19 protein-coding genes are annotated in these 17,145 nt (G+C 61.6%); 4 read left to right on the plus strand and 15 right to left on the minus strand.

Annotated features, from left to right (window positions below; all coding sequences use genetic code 11):
* Positions 1-85 precede the first annotated feature (85 nt).
* Positions 86-1,449, plus strand: a protein-coding gene (locus tag D2V04_RS00005; RefSeq protein ID WP_119511590.1) for an IS3 family transposase whose coding sequence is annotated in 2 segments (ribosomal slippage) — positions 86-433 and positions 436-1,449 — 1,362 coding nt in all. Because the reading frame shifts where the segments join, the coding sequence is not laid out codon by codon here.
* Between the two features lie 251 nt (positions 1,450-1,700).
* Here D2V04_RS00005 and D2V04_RS00010 read toward each other — a convergent pair.
* From D2V04_RS00010 to D2V04_RS18260, 12 genes are all read right to left on the minus strand, one after another.
* Positions 1,701-1,922, minus strand: a complete 222-nt coding sequence (locus D2V04_RS00010) for a hypothetical protein (RefSeq protein ID WP_067683257.1) — start codon at positions 1,920-1,922, stop codon at positions 1,701-1,703.
* Between the two features lie 400 nt (positions 1,923-2,322).
* Entirely contained in the window at positions 2,323-2,709 is a 387-nt protein-coding gene (locus D2V04_RS00015; protein ID WP_054522840.1) for a single-stranded DNA-binding protein, read from the minus strand.
* A 268-nt stretch (positions 2,710-2,977) separates the two neighbouring features.
* Complete coding sequence (locus D2V04_RS00020; RefSeq protein ID WP_067674521.1) at positions 2,978-3,247, minus strand: hypothetical protein; 270 nt, start codon at positions 3,245-3,247, stop codon at positions 2,978-2,980.
* A gap of 71 nt (positions 3,248-3,318) precedes the next feature.
* Positions 3,319-3,615 (minus strand): hypothetical protein, encoded by a 297-nt coding sequence (locus tag D2V04_RS00025; RefSeq protein WP_228766158.1) that lies wholly within the window; start codon positions 3,613-3,615, stop codon positions 3,319-3,321.
* A gap of 346 nt (positions 3,616-3,961) precedes the next feature.
* Positions 3,962-4,369 carry a hypothetical protein gene (locus tag D2V04_RS17680; protein ID WP_147391733.1) on the minus strand — a complete coding sequence of 136 codons (408 nt, stop codon included), beginning with the start codon at positions 4,367-4,369 and terminating at the stop codon, positions 3,962-3,964.
* Positions 4,370-4,383: 14 nt separating this feature from the next.
* Complete coding sequence (locus tag D2V04_RS00030) at positions 4,384-5,055, minus strand: DUF2231 domain-containing protein (protein WP_119511353.1); 672 nt, start codon at positions 5,053-5,055, stop codon at positions 4,384-4,386.
* Positions 5,056-5,259: 204 nt separating this feature from the next.
* Positions 5,260-5,943: a PepSY domain-containing protein gene (locus D2V04_RS00035; RefSeq protein ID WP_324186828.1), complete on the minus strand. Its 684-nt coding sequence runs from the start codon at positions 5,941-5,943 to the stop codon at positions 5,260-5,262.
* A 75-nt stretch (positions 5,944-6,018) separates the two neighbouring features.
* Complete coding sequence (locus tag D2V04_RS00040) at positions 6,019-6,459, minus strand: YybH family protein (protein WP_228766160.1); 441 nt, start codon at positions 6,457-6,459, stop codon at positions 6,019-6,021.
* Positions 6,460-6,591: 132 nt separating this feature from the next.
* A complete protein-coding gene (locus tag D2V04_RS00045; RefSeq protein WP_119511355.1) occupies positions 6,592-7,809 on the minus strand; it encodes a copper resistance protein B in 1,218 nt (405 codons plus the stop codon).
* Positions 7,806-9,614, minus strand: coding sequence for a copper resistance system multicopper oxidase (locus tag D2V04_RS00050; protein ID WP_119511356.1), 1,809 nt, complete (start codon positions 9,612-9,614; stop codon positions 7,806-7,808). The genes D2V04_RS00045 and D2V04_RS00050 overlap by 4 nt, the downstream gene beginning before the upstream one ends.
* A 55-nt stretch (positions 9,615-9,669) precedes the next feature.
* Positions 9,670-10,230: an RNA polymerase sigma factor gene (locus tag D2V04_RS00055; protein WP_119511357.1), complete on the minus strand. Its 561-nt coding sequence runs from the start codon at positions 10,228-10,230 to the stop codon at positions 9,670-9,672.
* Positions 10,231-10,236: 6 nt separating this feature from the next.
* Positions 10,237-10,365 (minus strand): hypothetical protein, encoded by a 129-nt coding sequence (locus tag D2V04_RS18260; RefSeq protein ID WP_267463429.1) that lies wholly within the window; start codon positions 10,363-10,365, stop codon positions 10,237-10,239.
* A 167-nt stretch (positions 10,366-10,532) separates the two neighbouring features.
* Between D2V04_RS18260 and D2V04_RS00065 the strand changes: the two genes are divergently transcribed.
* The 3 genes from D2V04_RS00065 (at position 10,533) to hutC (ending at position 12,847) form a co-directional block, all read left to right on the plus strand.
* Positions 10,533-11,546: a tyrosine-type recombinase/integrase gene (locus tag D2V04_RS00065; protein WP_228766161.1), complete on the plus strand. Its 1,014-nt coding sequence runs from the start codon at positions 10,533-10,535 to the stop codon at positions 11,544-11,546.
* A 6-nt stretch (positions 11,547-11,552) separates the two neighbouring features.
* The gene (locus D2V04_RS18055) at positions 11,553-11,870 is read left to right on the plus strand and encodes a tyrosine-type recombinase/integrase (RefSeq protein WP_267463431.1); all 318 of its coding nucleotides are present in this window, start codon (positions 11,553-11,555) and stop codon (positions 11,868-11,870) included.
* Between the two features lie 206 nt (positions 11,871-12,076).
* On the plus strand, positions 12,077-12,847 hold the full coding sequence (gene hutC / locus D2V04_RS00070) for a histidine utilization repressor (RefSeq protein WP_228766163.1): 771 nt from the start codon (positions 12,077-12,079) through the stop codon (positions 12,845-12,847).
* A 4-nt stretch (positions 12,848-12,851) separates the two neighbouring features.
* Here hutC and D2V04_RS00075 read toward each other — a convergent pair whose 3' ends face one another.
* The 3 genes from D2V04_RS00075 to D2V04_RS00085 are packed head-to-tail and all read right to left on the minus strand — an operon-like array spanning position 12,852 to position 17,004.
* Positions 12,852-13,586: a PepSY domain-containing protein gene (locus tag D2V04_RS00075; RefSeq protein ID WP_119511358.1), complete on the minus strand. Its 735-nt coding sequence runs from the start codon at positions 13,584-13,586 to the stop codon at positions 12,852-12,854.
* Positions 13,583-14,287 carry a PepSY domain-containing protein gene (locus D2V04_RS00080; protein WP_119511359.1) on the minus strand — a complete coding sequence of 235 codons (705 nt, stop codon included), beginning with the start codon at positions 14,285-14,287 and terminating at the stop codon, positions 13,583-13,585. Before D2V04_RS00080 ends, D2V04_RS00075 begins: the two co-directional genes overlap by 4 nt.
* An 11-nt stretch (positions 14,288-14,298) precedes the next feature.
* Entirely contained in the window at positions 14,299-17,004 is a 2,706-nt protein-coding gene (locus tag D2V04_RS00085) for a TonB-dependent receptor domain-containing protein (RefSeq protein WP_119511360.1), read from the minus strand.
* Between the last annotated feature and the right edge of the window lie 141 nt (positions 17,005-17,145).

Consider the following 17,145-nt stretch of genomic DNA (forward strand, 5'->3'; position numbering starts at 1 on the left):
TGTCCGCCGTCAGCGCCCATGGCACAGATTTGAGGTTGTGATGTAAGGAGGATTTGGGCTTCGTCGTAGTGACGAAGGAACGAAGATGAAGCCCAAATCCTCCTTGAAGAAATTGCCGCCGAAGGCCCCTGCGGAGCGGGTGGTGAAGGACATTCGGCGTGCGACGCGGCGCCACTTCTCGGCCGAGGACAAGATCCGCATCGTGCTGGATGGCCTGCGCGGCGAGGACAGCATCGCCGAACTGTGCCGTAAGGAAGGCATTGCGCAGAGCCTTTATTACACCTGGTCGAAGGAGTTCATGGAAGCGGGCAAGCGCCGGCTTGCCGGCGACACGGCCCGGGCCGCGACCACCGGCGAGGTGCACGACCTGCGCCGTGAAGCCCGTGCCCTGAAGGAATGCGTGGCCGACCTGACACTCGAAAACCGCCTGCTGAAAAAAAGCATGATCGGGGATGGGGGCGACGACGAATGAGGTATCCCGCATCTGAGAAACTCGAGATCATCAGGATCGTCGAGCAGTCACATCTGCCAGCCAAACGCACGCTGGACCAACTCGGCATTGCCCGCCGGACCTTCTATCGGTGGTACGACCGCTACCTCGAAGGAGGGCCGGAGGCGCTGGAGGATCGGCCATCGGCGCCGAGCCGGGTGTGGAATCGCATCGGTGACGACATCCGGGACCAGATCGTCGAGATGGCGCTGGAGACGACCGAGCTATCCCCTCGCGAACTGGCGGTGCGGTTCACCGACGAGAGGCGCTACTTCGTGTCGGAAGCCACGGTTTACCGCCTGCTCAAGGCCCATGATCTGATCACCAGCCCGGCCTATGTCGTGATCAAGGCCGCCGATGCGTTCCACACCAAGACCACCCGACCGAACGAGATGTGGCAGACCGATTTTACCTACTTCAAGATCATCGGGTGGGGCTGGCTGTATCTGTCGACCGTGCTCGACGACTTCTCGCGCTACATCATCGCCTGGAAGCTGTGCACCAACATGCGCGCCGAAGACGTGACCGACACCCTGGACCTCGCTCTGGCGGCTTCCGGCTGCGACAGCGCCACGGTGCTGCACAAGCCCAAGCTGCTCAGCGACAATGGTCCGAGCTACATCGCGGGCGAACTGGCCGAATATATCGACGCCAACAAGATGACCCATGTCCGCGGTGCTCCGATGCACCCGCAAACCCAGGGCAAGATCGAGCGCTGGCACCAGACCCTCAAGAACCGCATCCTGCTCGAAAACTACTTCCTGCCCGGTGACCTTGAGGCCCAGATCGAGGCCTTCGTCGAGCACTATAATCACCGCCGATACCATGAAAGCCTCGACAACGTGACGCCCGCCGACGCCTACTTCGGCAGGGCGCCGGCCATCATGAAACAGCGTGAAAGGATCAAACAACAGACCATAAAATATCGGCGCTTGCAGCACCGCATGCTCGCCGCTTAACATCAACCCCCAGACGAGGCCCGCACTCCGCTAATTTACGCCGCGAGTTGTGCCAAATGTTCTGACGACGGACAGCGCGGGACAGAGTGCGTCCCCAGCCCCGCTCCACTCATCCCGATCGCCAGTAGGCCAAGCCGATGTTTGGAGAAACGCCGGTTTCTTCTGGATCGAAACTTGAACCTGTAGCTCAGCCCATAAGAGACACGAAAAAAGGGCAGGAACCGCTGCCGGTCCCTGCCCTGCCGGATGACTCAGAACTCGTCGAGCATTCCGCCATGGACGGTATGAACGACCCGGATTGCAAGATGCGGGGGCAGCGCGTTGTAGTCGCCTTCGTCGACCGCGCGATATCCGATCTCGTCATCCTCGATAACATGCTGGTCGAAGAAGCTGTGCAAGGCCCGCTGCTCGGCTGTTTCCAGAGCCTCGAAATAGTTGCGCGAGGGCAGTGTGCATTTCGTGAAATAGGTCATGATAATCCTCCTGAAATCTGTCGCGAGACGACAGGAGGTTGGCCGATGGGCCCGGGCAGACCGGGTCACAGGATCGCCTGACAGGGCGACCGCGAAGCGGCGCAGGGGGAAACGGTTTTGTCCGGTGCCGGATGCAATCCGGCGGCGGACAAAATGGTGGGGCCCCTGCCGTCCTTGATGCGGGCGGCGCGGGACCATCATGCTGGAAATGCGGTAAGCCAGGCCAATCCAGTCCACCTCAAACGACCGTTTCAGATGATCGCTGCCATAATGGGTCGGGCCCTCCGGGCAGCGCCTGGCTATTCCCCGGAGAAAAGACCGAGCGAAAGGAAGGGTGAACAGCGAAAGAGGCCCTGCCGTTTCCGGCAGAGCCTCCTTTGGTTGGTTCGATGGCGCCGGATCAGTCGATCGGAGGGGCGTCCTGGTTGTCGCCGCCATTGGCCCGCGAGAGGAAATCGACCTTGTCGGCAAGGATCTCCGAGCCATACCGCGTCACACCGTCCTGGTCTTCCCACTGCGTGTAGTGGATGCGGCCCTGGACCGAGACCAGCTGGCCTTTCGAGCAGTACTGACCGACGGTCTTGGCGAGGCCGTTGAAGCAGGTCACCCGGTGGAATTCGCTGTCCTTGGCGGTGTAGCCGTTCTCGTCCTTGTAGGTCTTGCCGTCCTTGTCGCGTGCAGGACGATCGGTGACGACAGTGATCCCGGTGACGCTGGTGCCGCCCTTGGTCTCGCGGGTGTCGGGATCGCGGGCGATGCGGCCGGTGAGGATTGCGATATTGGTCATGATGAAATTCCTTCAGTTCCTCAAACCGGAGACCATCTCCGGCTTGCGAACATCCAGAAGAAGCAGGGCATGGGAGGACTGCACCGCAGGCCTGAAGGGCCGAAGGGAAACCTGTTCATGACGAGTGGTGCGGGCAGGCGGCGAAGCCGCCAACACGGCCGGAAAGGAACGGGTTGCGGCTCCTCAGCTGACCTGGTTCAGGACTGTTCGCGAAGAAAGCCGGATGGGTATCGGGTGCGGGTCTGAAGGTGCCAGGACCCTGCTGCAATCAGCTTACCTCATTGCCTTCCGATGCCGCCAGGAGATCCATGAAGTTGCGGGCTGCTTCCCGGTCTTCCTCGTTCTCGAAGGCCACGTCGAGGTCGGGGGCAGACCCGAGCAGGTAGAGCATGGCCCACAGGGCAAAGCGTTTTCCCCGGTCCTGCTCCAGACCGAGATCGACCTGGCATCGCTCGATCCCCGAGGCCAAGGTTTCTGCGCCAGTCGCTCCAGGATCGGCAGTGCCAAAATAGCGGATGAGAAGCGTATCAAGGTCCATCGCACTCTTTTCGGATCATCGGTCGGGCCGCGGCGAGGAAGGCCAGCATTCGTGAGCCGGTCATGCGTCGCTCAATCAGCGGTGGGTTGCTCGCAAAGCCGCCGGGCGCGCTCGACGAAGTGCTCCATCTGGGTGGCGGCATGCAGGGTAAGCGGATGCGGCTTCGCATCGGCACGCGGGGATATGAATTTCGCGATTTCTTCGATTGCTGCAAGCTGATCGGCGCTGGCCTTCGACAGAAGGCCGAGCACCATGTTCTCAAGGGCGATCACCCTGATGCGCAACTGGATGATCTCGGCATCGGAAAGTGGCGGAATATCCCATTTTTCGCAATCGGCAGCGAGCGCTTCCTGCGGCCCGCAGGGCAATGCCCCGCCTTCGTCTTCCCAGCGCGACAGCGCACCGGCTTTTCCCATTTCCGACATATGCGGTTCCTTTCATAAACATCGAGGCGATCGTCTGCGCGCTGCTCACATAGCACAAAGCCATGCCGGGAAGCGTCTGGCACGGCGACAGCTAAGCCGGGCAAACGGAACCCCGCGCGTCGGGTTGGTCTTCACGCGGGGTTCCTGAACGGCCCCTTGGGGGCACCTGCGACCCGCAGGGCTTCGGGGGGGGGGAGGCGGGGCCGTCCTTTCCTGATCTTGCGATGTTCGTTTGTGTTTTTGCCGAGGGTATCTCCTGGATAGCCGTGTGACCGGGAAACGCGTCCGATCACATGCCTTCCATGTCGTCGGCGGCCATCGAGGACATGTCATGGCCCGCATGGGGATCGGCCGGCTGGGTCGCCTCGCTCGCGGGTTGCGTGCGCGTTGCTGGCGCTGCGGGTGTGGCAGTTGCGCGTGATGCGGGAGAGGCAGCAGGCCGTGAGGCGGTCGGCGCGGCGCCATTGGTCGAAAGAGCGTCCTGCCGCACAGTCGCTGCCTCATCTTCGGAGGGGGAGGTTGCCGGGTCTGCAAGACCCCGTTCGGGTGCCGTGCCAGCCACCACCGCAGCTTCGCCCATAGGCGAAACATCGGTGATCGGTGTGCTCTCTTGCGCCTCGTCGCAAGCAGCAAGAGCGGACATCAATGGTACGATCGCGAGAAACCCGAACGCTGCATTCAATCTGGAAGTACGCATGCTCTTCAACTCCTTCAGAGCCAGGAAATACCGAGGTGGTTCGGTCCATGCGCGAGCTCGCCGCCAAGAAAGCCCTGAATGAGAACGAGTGCCGCCATGGAGAAGAGCGACGCGCGCAACCAAGCGCGGCTCTGACTCGGCCTGCTCGCAAGATAGGCCATCGCAATGCCGAGAACGGCGATCAGCATACCGTTCCATCGATGCACCTGCATGACAGTGTCGCCGCCGAACCACAGCCCGGTGTGAACCCATCCAAACAGGACTGCGACGACCGCGCCGATGGCCCCGCCGTAAACAAGCACGCGCACCGCACTTTGCAGGCCCGCCTCTTTCCGGCGCATCACGAACACTTCGGTGGCCGCAGCCATGAGAAACAAGGCGATCGGGAAATGAATCGTTGCCGGATGCAACTTCTTCAGTACGGCCATGACGCCGGTTTCGCCCTCATCTGCATGGCCACCGGCATCATCAAGGGCTTCGCCCGCTTCGTCGTGCGCGCCGGAGGACTCGCCCGCGCCTGCGGGCTCGCCCATCTGTGCCATGGCCGCTTGGTCATGCGCATCGCCATTTGTGGCAGCAGGAGCGGCGCTCGCCTCTTCGCCGTGTTTTTCGTCGCCATGAGCCTGGACGGGTCCGACGAAGAGCAGGCTTGCGGCGAGCAGCGCCAGAAATGAGGGGGCTTTCATGTCTCGTATGTCTCCCGGCCCGGCAGTTGCAGTGCGACCTATGTGCCTGATACGCACGGCAGCCGCGTGCCCCTCACATTAATTTGATGGTATCGGCGCGATAGAAGTGCGCCCGCCGTATCACGTCTGCTGGCGGCACCATCGCGATCGTCGAATGCATTCGGCTCCTGGCCCCGTTCGCCCACGCGGACAGGCCCCATGGGCTCAGGCGAGCTTGCTCTTCTTTATGCGACGGCGCAGCCTCGGCATCCGGTTCGCCAGCAGGACGAAACCCGACAAGGCTATGATCGTGCCGCCAATGCCAAACAGGAGGAGCCACCAACTGTTGATGCGATCGCGCTCGGTCCAATCCATGATATGGAGGCCCCAGATGAAATCGAACAGGCGCCATGTATCACTACGCGCCGCTCCGAGCGTGCCGCTGGTAGCATCGATGTAGATGCGCGTGGAAGCCTCGTCAGCATAGCTGACCTGCCAAGCCGGAAAAGGCCCGCGAAACTCGGTCCCCACCGGTTCGTGAACGATCCGCGCGCCTTCGATCGTCGTTCGCGGTCCGGTCCATGCGCGCAAGGCGATGGATCTTGCCGTCGCAGCCGAGATGGGGGAGAGTTTACGCCCCGTCACCGGATCGTGGAGGCTCACGCTACCGTCGACCTTTCGAATTTCTGTCACGGCAACGCCGTCGAGCGAACGTGTCGTCACCGCTGCAAGAGTACCGTCATTTGCGACCCAGGCCGGGAGCGGACCATCGGCGGGCAGCGCCTCTTGTTCACGCGAAACGACATGTTCGGAGCGAACTTCTTCCAGGTCGAGAAACGACATGAGGGCGCCGGTGCCCATCCACAAGAGAACCTGGACACCGACGAAAATCGCCAGCCATTTGTGGATCTAGCTGCCGAGCACATGCACGCGCAGCTTCAGCGACGGCGTTGCCAACCGGTGCTACCTCTTCGAAAGCCGTGATCAGTTGCGCGGCGAACGCGACGAGGAATGGTACTGGACGATCTTCCAGCCATCGGCATCGTGAGCCAGGACCGAGGTCGCAACGCCTTCGCGGTCTATTACGCGGCCGTCGGCCAGTTCGATACGATAGGAGTACGTTTCGCGGCCATAGGCCATATGCCCCATCCGGGTGACTGCGAGCGTCGGTTCGCCGAAGGTGAAGCTGGTTATTGCATCGAGTTCCGGTCCCAGGTGATGCTCCATGTAATGCGTGAAGCTGCCTTCCGCCTTGCCGTTTTCGTAAATGAAGGATTCCTCGGCAAAAAGCGCGGCTATGGCCTCTGCATCGCGCGCCGTAAGGGCATCGCGATATGAGGTCAGAACTGCCTCGGCTCCCGTAACGTCATCGTTCATCGCAGCCATATGTTCGGCATGTTTCATGTCCTGGCCCGAATGGTCCATCGGCATCGCCTCAGAATGTTCCGAATGCGCCGAATGGTCCATAGATTGTGCCAAGGCGGGAGTGGCACCCGCGGCCAGGGCGAGGGCGACCGCGTTTAGGAATAGTCTTGATCTCACTGTTCAGTTCCCTTCTTAAAACCAGAATCGTAAGCCGACGACGTAATTCGTCACGCTCGGGTCTTCGCCTGCAGCGCGTGCAAAATCGGCGCTCTGACCGATCCGCCATTCCTGGGAAACGCCGACATAGGGCGCGAATTCGCGTGCGAACTCGTAGCGAAGACGCAAACCTGCCTCGATCCGATCGAGGCCAGCGCCAATGCCGAGTTCGGGAATATCCTGCGCCGAAAGTGCGATTTCGGCACGCGGCTGAAGGATCAGCCGCTGCGTGATGCGCTGATCAAGCTCGCCCTCAAAGCGCGCCGTAACATCGCCCTTGTTCGATACGAACGCCGCGACGTCGACCTCGAACTGGTAAGGAGCGATGCCCTGGATACCGATCACCGCGTGCGTGCGCTCCGGACCGGTGAGGTCCTGGCGAACACCGGCCTGGAAATCGAAGAAGGGCGCAATGGCGCGGCTCCAGAGCGCCTGGACCTCGGCGTCTTCTATGGGTTCGCCGAAGCTTCCCTCACCCTCCGACTTGAACCAGAATTTGTCGATGTCGCCGCCATAATATCCTTGGATGTCCCACAGATATCCTTCCTTCCCCTCGCGGGCGCGGTATTCGAGCCGATCGCCCTGAAACCAGAAGCGCATTCCTCCGTCAGTCTCGCGGACAAGCTCGCGGCGCGCTTCGTTCATGGCTTCCTCGCCCCAGATGGCGACCGCGGCGCGCGCTGGGCCGCTCCCGGCTTCTGGAGGAGGCGGCAGCAGCGGGATATCGGCATCGGAGCCCATTTGCATCGCCGAATGGTCCATGCCTTGCATGTCCTGCGAAGGCGTCCGCCCATGGTTCATCTGGCTGTGATCCATCTGCCCATGGTCCATCGACGAACTGGCGGCTTCCGCCTGTCCCATCTCGCCGTGATTCATCTGCGACTGATCCATCCCGCCTTCGGCAGGCTTGCCCTGCGGCATCGAGCCGTGATCCATAGCCATGTGATCCATCTCGGAGTGGTCCATGGCGGCTTCAGACTGAGCAGCCGGTTCGCATGCTCCATCTGCTACCGGATGCCCCATCGCGCGATGGCGATCGGCTTCTTGCTCGCACTTTGTCTTCGCGTCAGCCTGCGCCTCGGCGCTTTGCTGCGGCTCCGCCGGCGAATGACGGGCATGCTGCGCCGCCGCGGGGGAGGCGAGAACTGAGCCGGCTGCGACCGATGCGAGCAGGCTGGCTATACGAATTTTCATGCTTCGCTCCCGTCGGGATTGGCGACCGTGACGATCTGAAACATCCCGGCATGCATGTGGTAGAGAAGGTGACAGTGAAAGGCCCAGTCGCCCGGCTCGTCCGCTGTAAGGTCGAACTGCGCGCTGCCACCCGGTTGCAGGATTACCGTGTGCTTGAGCGGCTGACGATCCGCCGGCGCGCCATTGACCAGCTCGAAGAAATGACCGTGCAGGTGAATCGGGTGCGCCATCATCGTGTCGTTGACGAGCTTCACGCGCACGCGCTCATTATAGGCGAAACGGATCGGCTCGTCGGAGACGGCGGAGAACTTCTTGCCGTCGAACGACCACATGTAGCGCTCCATATTGCCGGTCAGATGGATTTCCATTCGCCGTGACGGCGTGCGGCCCTCGCGGTGTGGCGTCAGAGCGCGCAGCTTGCGATAGTCGAGCGTGCGGTGGGGCACATCGGCGAGACCGATGCCGGGATCGCCCATGCGGTCGACCGGATTCATCGAGACCATGTCGAGACCGGGCCCGACCTTCACATCGGACGGCAGAAGCGAGGTGTCGCGCATCTGCATGCCCGACATGCCGGCCATGCCTGCCATCTCGGATTGGCCGGACGAACCATGATCCATCCCCGCCATGTCGCCGCCACTTCCGTGGTCCATGCCCGACATGCCGGCATCGCCAGACGAGCCGTGGTCCATGCCGCTCATGCCCATGTCCGCCATGGTTAGGAGCGGCGGATCGCGCAGCGGCGGAATGGCGGCGCGAGCGCCTGGTGCGCTCGCCAGCGTGGCAATACCCATGCCCGAGCGGTCCATCGACTCAGCGACCAGCGTGTAGGCCTGTTGCGCGCCCGGCGTCACGACGACGTCATAGGTTTCGGCCACACCGATCTGGAACTCGTCGACCTCGACCGGCTCGACGTTCTGCCCGTCCGCCTGAACGATGGTCATCGGCAGGCCGGGAATACGAATATTGAAGAAGGTCATGGCGCCGGCATTAATGAAGCGCAGCCGCACGCGTTCGCCTGGACGGAAGAGGTATTCCAGATTGTCGAGCGGGCCGTGGCCATTCAGAAGGTAGGTATAAGCCGCGCTCGAAACATCGAGGATGTCGGTCGGCATCATGCGCATTTTCGCCCACATCCGGCGGTCCTCGCCCGAAAGCGGGTAATCGTCGGTCCAGGTGTTCTGGTTGTAGTTGAAGTAGCCTTCGCCCTTCTTGAGCTTGTCGAAAATGGTGTGGGGCGACATGGCGCTGAATTCGCTCAGCACCACGATATATTCGCGGTCGGCCTGGACCGGATCGGGTCCGGCGGGATCGACCACGATCGCGCCGTAATGCCCGGCCTGTTCCTGCAGGCCGCTATGGGAGTGCCACCAGTAAGTGCCCGACTGGCGAACCGGAAATTCGGCGGTGAAGGTCTCTCCCGGCTTGACCCCGGGGAAGCTTACGCCGGGCACGCCGTCGAGCTGAAACGGCACGAGCAGACCGTGCCAGTGGATCGAGGTATCTTCCTCGAGCTGGTTATGGACATTGAGCCGGACGGTCGTGCCTTCCTGCAAACGCAGCAGCGGACCGGGGATAGTGCCGTTGACGGCGATCGCTCCGCCGCGCCTGTTGCCGGTCGCGAAAGCCGATCGGGCAACGGTGAGGTCGATATTGGGGCCGGATAGCTCGTCCAGCCCTTTCCGGGCGTTACCTGCGAGGATGTCCGCGCCGCGCGCCCAGGCAGGCATCGCCCCGGCAAGGCCGAGCAGACCCATTCCTCCTGCTCCGGCTCCGAGAAACTTGCGTCGATTGACGGCGATCATAAAGGGCTCCTGACTTGGCGTTTACCGTTACTTACGCGCGCGCCCAGCCAACCCCTCAAAGTTTTTCGAAGCGCTCCTTCAGCCTGTTGCGCGCGCGATATACGCGGGTTTCGATCGCCTTTTCGGTCGTTCCGAGAAGATCGGCCGCCTCGGCCTGGCTACGCCCCTCGATGGTCACGAGCACAAGCGCTTCGCGCAGCCTTACAGGCATTCGCCCGATCTCGGCCTGAACGAGATTGAGCTCTTCCCTGGAAACGGCCAACGCTTCAGGACCCGGCAAATCGTCGGCGATGGAATGGAGTTCGTCATCACCCGACAGTCCGAAAAAGCCCGCGACCTTGCGCCTGCGCAAACGGTCCCGGCAGCGGTTGAGGACGACGGTTGTCAGATAGGGTCCGATCGGCTTGTCCGGATCAAGCCGATGGCGCGTCAGCCACACCGAAGCGAGGCTGTCCTGAACAACGTCCTCGGCCTGAGAAGGAGAGGAAAGCATGCGTGTCCCGAGCGCGAGAAGCCGACCAGTTTCATGCTCGACGAGTTGGCTGAAAGCCCGCTTGTTTCCAGCCCTCGCCTGCGAGACAAGGGCCTCATCCGGATTGTCGCCCGCCCCCGACATGGCGCTTCAGTCGCGCGGGTCGCGGGTCAGGGCGTCGGAGACCTTGCGGTCGAACTGGCGTTGCTGCTCGGGTTCGAGAATTTCACGCATGTCGAAGACATGGCGCACCGTTGCCTTCGGAGGGGGTACTAGCATGTTTACGCCGGACAACGCCAGAGCAAGTTTTTGCTTGCTAACATACTCAAATATATCAACTTTCTTGCTTTGTCGATTTGCGCCGGTCTAACCTCAGATGCGCCCTGATTTTCCTCCGCGTGCTTACGTGGTGCTTACGCGAAACCGGGCCAAAAGGAGAAGGCTCGATGGTCAAATTGACCAAACGCGTCGTCGATGCAGTTGTAGCGGAAGCGAATGACTATGTCCTCTGGGATGAGGAATTGCCGGGCTTCGGGCTCCGGATATTCCCGACCGGGAAACGCAGCTATCTCATTCAGTATCGATCGGGCGGCCGCTCGCGTCGTTACACCATCGGCACCCACGGCATTTGGACGCCCGAAGCGGCAAGGCGCGAGGCCAAGATGCAACTCGCGCGCGTTGCGCAAGGTGAGGATCCTGCGGAAGATCGGGCAGAGCTCAACAAGGCGATGTCGATGAAGGAACTCTGCGAGCTTTACATGCAGGACTTAAGAGATGGTCTTATCCTCGGCAAAGGAGGGCGGCCAAAGAAGAAATCGACCGTCGATATCGATCTCGGGCGGATCGAGCGACACGTCATCCCGCTCCTTGGATCACGCCGGGTTAAGGATCTCACAAAAGCGATTCTCACGAAGGTCATGCGCGATATCATGGCGGGAAAGACGAGAGCCTTCATCAAGACCAGCAAGCTGCGCGGTCGAGCCAATGTCCGCGGCGGCCCAGGCACGGCGGCTCGGACCCTCGGATTGATTGGCGGCATACTGACCTATGCCGTCGATCTCGGCATCATCGACAGCAACCCCGCGCATGGCATCAAACGTCCCAAAGACAATGTCCGTTCTCGACGGCTCAACGATGGCGAGTATCGAATTCTCGGCCGTATGCTGAAAAGCGCCGGGCAAATCGAGAAGTTCGGCCCAACGATCGACATCATTCGGCAAATCGCCCTCACCGGTTGCCGACGCGGGGAGATCATCAATCTCAAATGGTGTGATGTCGATCTCGATGGAAGTTGCCTCCGGCTTTCCGACAGCAAGGAGGGAAAGTCAGTCCGTCCTATTGGCCTGCCGGTCGTAGAGTTTCTCGAGCAGCAGCAAAGCGAAGACAGCGGCACATATGTGTTTTCCGGGCCGCGAGGGGAAGACACCGCATTTGGCGGCTTTCCAAATCACTGGGGCTAGATATTCCTGGGTTCACCCCTCGAAGGCGTCACACCGCACGTTCTGCGTCACAGTTTCGCCAGCATCGGCAACGACCTCGGATTTACCGAAGTCACCATCGCGGCGCTGATGGGTCACGCGAAGGGCACTGTCACCAGCAAATATATTCACGTTCTGGATGCCGCCCTCATCATGGCTGCGGACACTCTTTCTGGATACATCGCTGCTTTGCTTGACGGCGCCGTTTTCAAGCAAAGGGCATATTCACTCGACCGCGGATCGCGAAAGGCGGCATTGGCAGATTTCATCGCCCGGCAGGAAGCACCCCGAAAAAAGGCGGCATGAGATCGAATATCGTAGCAGATGCGCGCTGATAAACTCCTGACCAGACCGGAGCCCTGCCTGCGAGCAATGCCATGAAGCCCGGTTTGACATTCGGCTCGTTTCGAATCCGCAGCCCGGATGGAGTGATCGGCAGCGGTTCCCGATCTTTATCGCGAAACCCGTCGGAACGCTTGGAATCTGAATGATTTCACCTGTATAGACGGGTGATGGATCTAATGCCTCGACTGAGCTCAAACGGCGCCAAGCGGTCTGCCAACGGCGCCTCCCCGGATGCGCCTCCACGTTATGCAGCAATCAAACAAAGCATCTACGACGCCATCGGCGACGGCCGCTTGAAGCCAGGCGATCGGGTGCCTTCGGAAGCGGATCTCGTCGAGCAATTCGACGTCTCGCGCATGACGGCAAACCGGGCGCTTCGCGAGCTGCAATCTGCAGGTATCATCGTCCGCCGGGCAGGCAGCGGCTCGTTCATAGCCGAGCCCAGGCCGATCGGTCACATGATTGAGATCCGGAATATTGCCGAGGAAATTCGCGGGCGTGGCCATGACTATCGGGCGCGGGTCATCCAGAATGTCGAAGAAAAAGCCAGCGCCGAAACCGCGGTGCTGCTGGAGGTGCCGGTAGGCACCAAAATCTTCCATTCGATTATCGTCCACCACGAGGCCGAGTTCCCGATCCAGCTCGAGGAGCGGTTCGTCCTTGCGTCCGTGGCGCCCGATTATGGCACGCTCGATTTCACGCAATTGACGCCCAACGAATATCTGACGCGGACCGCACCCCTCCAGCGGGTCGAGCACCGGGTTTGCGCGACTATGCCTGACGCGCGCACGCGCGGCATGCTTGGCCTCAATGAAGGTGAGCCGGTTTTGCGCATGACGCGGCGCACCTGGAGCCGCGGGCGGCTGGTATCGCACGCCTGGCTCTCCCATCCCGGCACGCGCTTCGAGCTTTCCGCAGCCTTTTCAGTCGAAGACTGACGCGTCAGGCGGTTCGGCGGACCACAACGGGCTTGCGGCGCCGGCGCAGCCAACGGAAATCCGCGCGACTGAAGCTCTTGAACAGCAGATAGAAGCCGGTGCCGGAAAGCCATAGGGCGCCAAAGGCGACGAAGATGATAAGCGGGTGGTTGAAGCTGGATCGGTTGATGTAGTCCATATTGTGGAGCATCCAGAAGAAGTCCCACGTCCGCCAGGTGTCGCCGCGCATGACGAGGAAGCGTGCGGTATCCAGCGAGACATAGGCGCTGCTGTTCTCGGCATCGGCAAAATCGACCCGCCACATAGCACCTTCGTGATCGCGCGATTCGAGGTTCGGCTTCGCGATCACGCTTACCTTGCGGATCGGCGCCTCATTCATCATCGATGCGACTTCGCGGGCAATTCCCTCATCGACGCGAATATCAGCGCCGTCCGTAGCGTCGACCAACCGAATGCCTTTAGGGGTGCGGAGTTCGTATACCGGCCGGGTGCCAAGATCTCGCAAAACGACCCCGGTAACAGGTTCGCCTTGCGGCAAGGCGGCGATGTCGAAATATTCGCCCGGCGGCAGCGGATGCGAATGCGCCATCCCGCCGCCATGGCCACCGACCTTGTCCTTGTCGAGCAGCGCCATTACCGATCCGCTCAGCGCCCAGAGCAGGAACTGGAGGCCGAGGATCAGGCCGACCCATTTGTGGACACGCCGGAAGAAAAGCGGCGTCAGGCGGATTTTCTTCATGCCTTCTTCCTCTTGCGGCGCGGGAAGGACCAGATAAGCAGCCAGGCGCCCGTTAGCGCCATGGCAAAGGCGCTCCAGGTCGCGACGCGGAGCAGCGGGTTGTTGACGTCGGTGCGCTCATCATAGTCCATGATGTGCAGCATCCAGGCGAAGTCGAAGACGCGCCAGAGCGCGTGCCGGCGCGAAATCAGCTCGCCCGTCGTCGGTGACAGATAGAGCGTCGGGCGATTCCAGCCCTCGAACTCGACCTGCCAATAGGGTGGCTTGCGCGCCTGCATTTCCTGGGGCGCTTTGGTCAAGAGTCGCACCGAGACGATCTTGCCGTCACCGGTGTAGATGCGCCGCGCCTGCTCGCGAATCTGAGCCTCGGTAAGATCAGCCAGTGGCGCACCCGACCGCGCATCGAACAGGCGCGCCCCTTCAGGGGTCTCAGCACGCCAGACCGGCTGACCCGAAAGCCGCTGAAGACGGATTTCGGACACCCCCGGCATGGCCGCGACGACCTTCGACGGCGCGACCAGGCCGTCGAGGTCGAAGGGCTGGGCGACCGGGGAGCGCACCAGATTGTCGCCGTGGATGGTGTCGATATGCACCGCCACCATGTAAAAGCCGGTCAGCGTCCAGAGCAAAGCCTGAACCCCGACGACCAGCGCCAGCCATTTATGCGTTCGCCGAACGAGCAGCGGCCAACGTATCGCCATCTTCCGGTCCCTCAGAAGGCGGTGCGGAAACCGACATAGAAGCGTCGGCCGAGCAGGTCATAGGTCATCGTGTCGGTGTTCGCATCGGTGAAGCTCTGGATATAGGGCGCCTTGCGGTCGAAGAGATTGTCGACCCCCAGCTGGAAGCGCGTCTTTTCGTCGATCTCATATGCAAGCTGGAGATTGTGGTAGAAGACGTTCGGCGTGCTGTAGCCGATTTCGCCGGGCGCCGCATTAAAGTCGGTCGCCTTGCCGATCCACTGCGTCGACCAGGTCGCGCTGATGCCGTCCTTTTCGGCGGTGAGCACGCCATAACCGCGCCATTTCGGATAGCCGCCGTTGCCGCCGCCGATGAAGCCGTCGAAATCGATCGGGGCGCCGCCGGGAAATGGCAGGACGACATATTTGTTGAGGTAGGTCAGGTTGACGTCGAGCGAGACGTTCACGCTGCCGATGTCATTATTATAGACGAGCCCTAGGTCGAGGCCGTTCATTTCCTCGCGGCCCGTATTGATCGGCTGCGCCGAAAGGAAGGTGACTTCGCCGGTCAGCGCACTGCGGGTAAAGTCGTCACAGAAAGGATGCGACAGGTTCTGGCTGGCATAGCAGATGGCCAGCTTGGTCGAACCCGGGATCGCGCGGATCGCATCCTTGATCTTGATGTCGAACCAGTCGGCCGTGAGCGACAGGCCCGGGACCAGTCCCTTGGGCGAGATCACCGTCCCGACGGTCCAGGTCGTCGAGCTTTCGGGTTTCAGATTTTCGTTGCCGCCGACCGTGGTGAGGATCGTCGTCCCCTGCTGGACATAGTTTGCCGGCACCCCCGACGCCTGGCAGTTGGCGATCAGCGTCGCATTGCCGCTCGTCGTGTAGCGCGAACAGGGATCGGTGGTCGTCAGATTGCCTTCGGACACGCCACCGAACAGTTCGGGGACATTGGGGATGCGAAAACCGGTGCCATAGGTGCCGCGCAGGCGGAAGCTGTCGTTGATCACCCAGTCGAGGCTAGCCTTATAGTTCCAGTCGCTCCCGAACAGGTCATAATCCGAATAGCGGACCGCGCCATCGAGCGTCAGCGCCTCGAAGAAGGGCTTGTCGGCGAGGATCGGCACCGACAATTCGAGATAGGCTTCCTTGGCGGTGCTGGTCCCCGAAATCGGATCCTGCTGGTTGGTGTTGGCGATGCCGAGCACGGTCAGCGGATCGGGGTCGCGCCAGCCCTTTTCCTTGCGATAGACGAGGCCGGCCGCGAACGAGACCGGGCCGGCAGGCAGCCTGAACAGGTCACCGTTGAGATCGGCAGTTACCGTCGCCAGTTCATTCCCGCCGCGGTCACGCGAGGTGAAGAGGATATAGTCGAGCACCTCGGGCGTCAGGTCGCCGAAGCCGAGATAGTCGGCGCACGGGATCGACGCGCCCGCCGCGAGGCTGCACTTGGTCGTGTCCAGCGTGTTCGCCACGCGTTCGAGATTGGCGATATTGGTCGAACCGTCGACCGCCGTGTTACGCCCGAAAGCGCCGGCGACTTCCCATGCCCAATTGTTCGACAGTTTGCCGCGAAGGCCGAAAGTCCCCTGCCAGGTGTCGGTTTCCTGGAAGAACTGCCGCGGGCCGGGCTCGGCGAGGCGGCGCTGCACGAGCACGATATTCTGCCCCGTTGGGTTGGTCGGATTGCTCGCCGCGATCGCGAGATTGCGCAACGTACCCGGGGTCGCGATCTGGTTCGACTTGCGGAAGGTGTAGAGGAATTCGCCGAACGCCTCGATGTTGTCGGTGATGTCATAATCGGCGAAGAAGGCCGTGCTGACGCGCTCGACCGGGCTTACCGCGTTGAGGAACGGGTTCGAGTTGAAGTTGTGCTTCGCCGCGCTGTACGGCTCGAAGAAATTGCCGTTGCCGCCGAGCACCTGGTTGAAGTTGATCTGCTGACCGTTGGGCAGCACCGCGCGACCGCCGATCGTCGAGGCGCTGTTGACGCATGACAGTTGGCCCGGCGTCGTTTCGGCAAGCGAACAGGGCGCCCGCGTCGCCATGTTGACCGCCTTGGTCTTCTGATAGGTGACCGCCGCCATGAAGCCGCCACGGTCGTTGCGGATGCCCCAGAGAAGATCGGCGGTGAAATCCGAGCCATCGCCCTTTTCGGTGATCCCCTGCCGGACGCTGAGGCCCAGCCCTTCATAGTCGGTGCGCGTCACGAGGTTGACGACGCCCGCCATCGCATCGGCGCCATAGATCGCCGACGCGCCATCCTTGAGCACATCGGTGCGCGCGAGGGCGGCAACCGGGATCATGTTGAGATCGGGCGACGAGTTGGCACCGGTGCCGCCCGCGACGAGGCGGCGGCCGTTGAGGAGCACGAGGGTGCGCTTGATCCCGAGCCCACGCAGATTGACCTGCGCGGTGCCATATCCGTTGTTCGCCCAATAGGCCGAGGTCTGGTTGCCCGCGAAGCCTGCGTTGGCAGGCAAGCGCTGCAGCACGGTCTCGATGTTGACGACGCCTGTATTCTCGATCTGCTCGGCCGAGACCACCGTCGCCGGACCGACGCCCGCCAGATCCTGCCGGCGAATGCGCGACCCCGTTACAACGATGTCGGAACCGCTGGGGGCATCCTCGGCGGCCGGCGCCTGCGCCGGAGCGTCGCTTTGCGCAAAAGCGGGCGTTGCGAAGGTAGCGACCACCGCGGCGCTGGCGAGCAAAAATGTCCTGGTCATCATAGCAAAACCCCCTGATGGTTGGCTGATTCCCCTCAGAGAGCATCAAATGTATATACAGGTCAACAGGAAATTACTGAATCATATCAAATAGTTAGAGCATAAATTCCGGGCGCAAGATATGCTTTAAATACGCATCCCGAC

The organism is Pelagerythrobacter aerophilus, from assembly GCF_003581645.1.
In the GTDB taxonomy this organism is placed as follows: Bacteria; Pseudomonadota; Alphaproteobacteria; order Sphingomonadales; family Sphingomonadaceae; genus Pelagerythrobacter; species Pelagerythrobacter aerophilus.

Excerpts from the sequence above, each read along its gene's own strand:
- D2V04_RS00010 (WP_067683257.1), bottom strand. The coding sequence starts at position 1,922 with ATGACCTATTTCACGAAATGCACACTGCCCTCGCGCAACTATTTCGAG.
- D2V04_RS00015 (WP_054522840.1), bottom strand. The coding sequence starts at position 2,709 with ATGACCAATATCGCAATCCTCACCGGCCGCATCGCCCGCGATCCCGAC.
- D2V04_RS00020 (WP_067674521.1), bottom strand. The coding sequence starts at position 3,247 with ATGGACCTTGATACGCTTCTCATCCGCTATTTTGGCACTGCCGATCCT.
- D2V04_RS17680 (WP_147391733.1), bottom strand. The coding sequence starts at position 4,369 with ATGCGTACTTCCAGATTGAATGCAGCGTTCGGGTTTCTCGCGATCGTA.
- D2V04_RS00030 (WP_119511353.1), bottom strand. The coding sequence starts at position 5,055 with ATGAAAGCCCCCTCATTTCTGGCGCTGCTCGCCGCAAGCCTGCTCTTC.
- D2V04_RS00040 (WP_228766160.1), bottom strand. The coding sequence starts at position 6,459 with ATGGACCATTCGGGCCAGGACATGAAACATGCCGAACATATGGCTGCG.
- D2V04_RS00045 (WP_119511355.1), bottom strand. The coding sequence starts at position 7,809 with ATGAAAATTCGTATAGCCAGCCTGCTCGCATCGGTCGCAGCCGGCTCA.
- D2V04_RS00050 (WP_119511356.1), bottom strand. The coding sequence starts at position 9,614 with ATGATCGCCGTCAATCGACGCAAGTTTCTCGGAGCCGGAGCAGGAGGA.
- D2V04_RS00055 (WP_119511357.1), bottom strand. The coding sequence starts at position 10,230 with ATGTCGGGGGCGGGCGACAATCCGGATGAGGCCCTTGTCTCGCAGGCG.
- D2V04_RS18260 (WP_267463429.1), bottom strand. The coding sequence starts at position 10,365 with ATGCTAGTACCCCCTCCGAAGGCAACGGTGCGCCATGTCTTCGACATG.
- D2V04_RS00065 (WP_228766161.1), top strand. The coding sequence starts at position 10,533 with ATGGTCAAATTGACCAAACGCGTCGTCGATGCAGTTGTAGCGGAAGCG.
- hutC (WP_228766163.1), top strand. The coding sequence starts at position 12,077 with ATGGATCTAATGCCTCGACTGAGCTCAAACGGCGCCAAGCGGTCTGCC.
- D2V04_RS00075 (WP_119511358.1), bottom strand. The coding sequence starts at position 13,586 with ATGAAGAAAATCCGCCTGACGCCGCTTTTCTTCCGGCGTGTCCACAAA.
- D2V04_RS00080 (WP_119511359.1), bottom strand. The coding sequence starts at position 14,287 with ATGGCGATACGTTGGCCGCTGCTCGTTCGGCGAACGCATAAATGGCTG.
- D2V04_RS00085 (WP_119511360.1), bottom strand. The coding sequence starts at position 17,004 with ATGATGACCAGGACATTTTTGCTCGCCAGCGCCGCGGTGGTCGCTACC.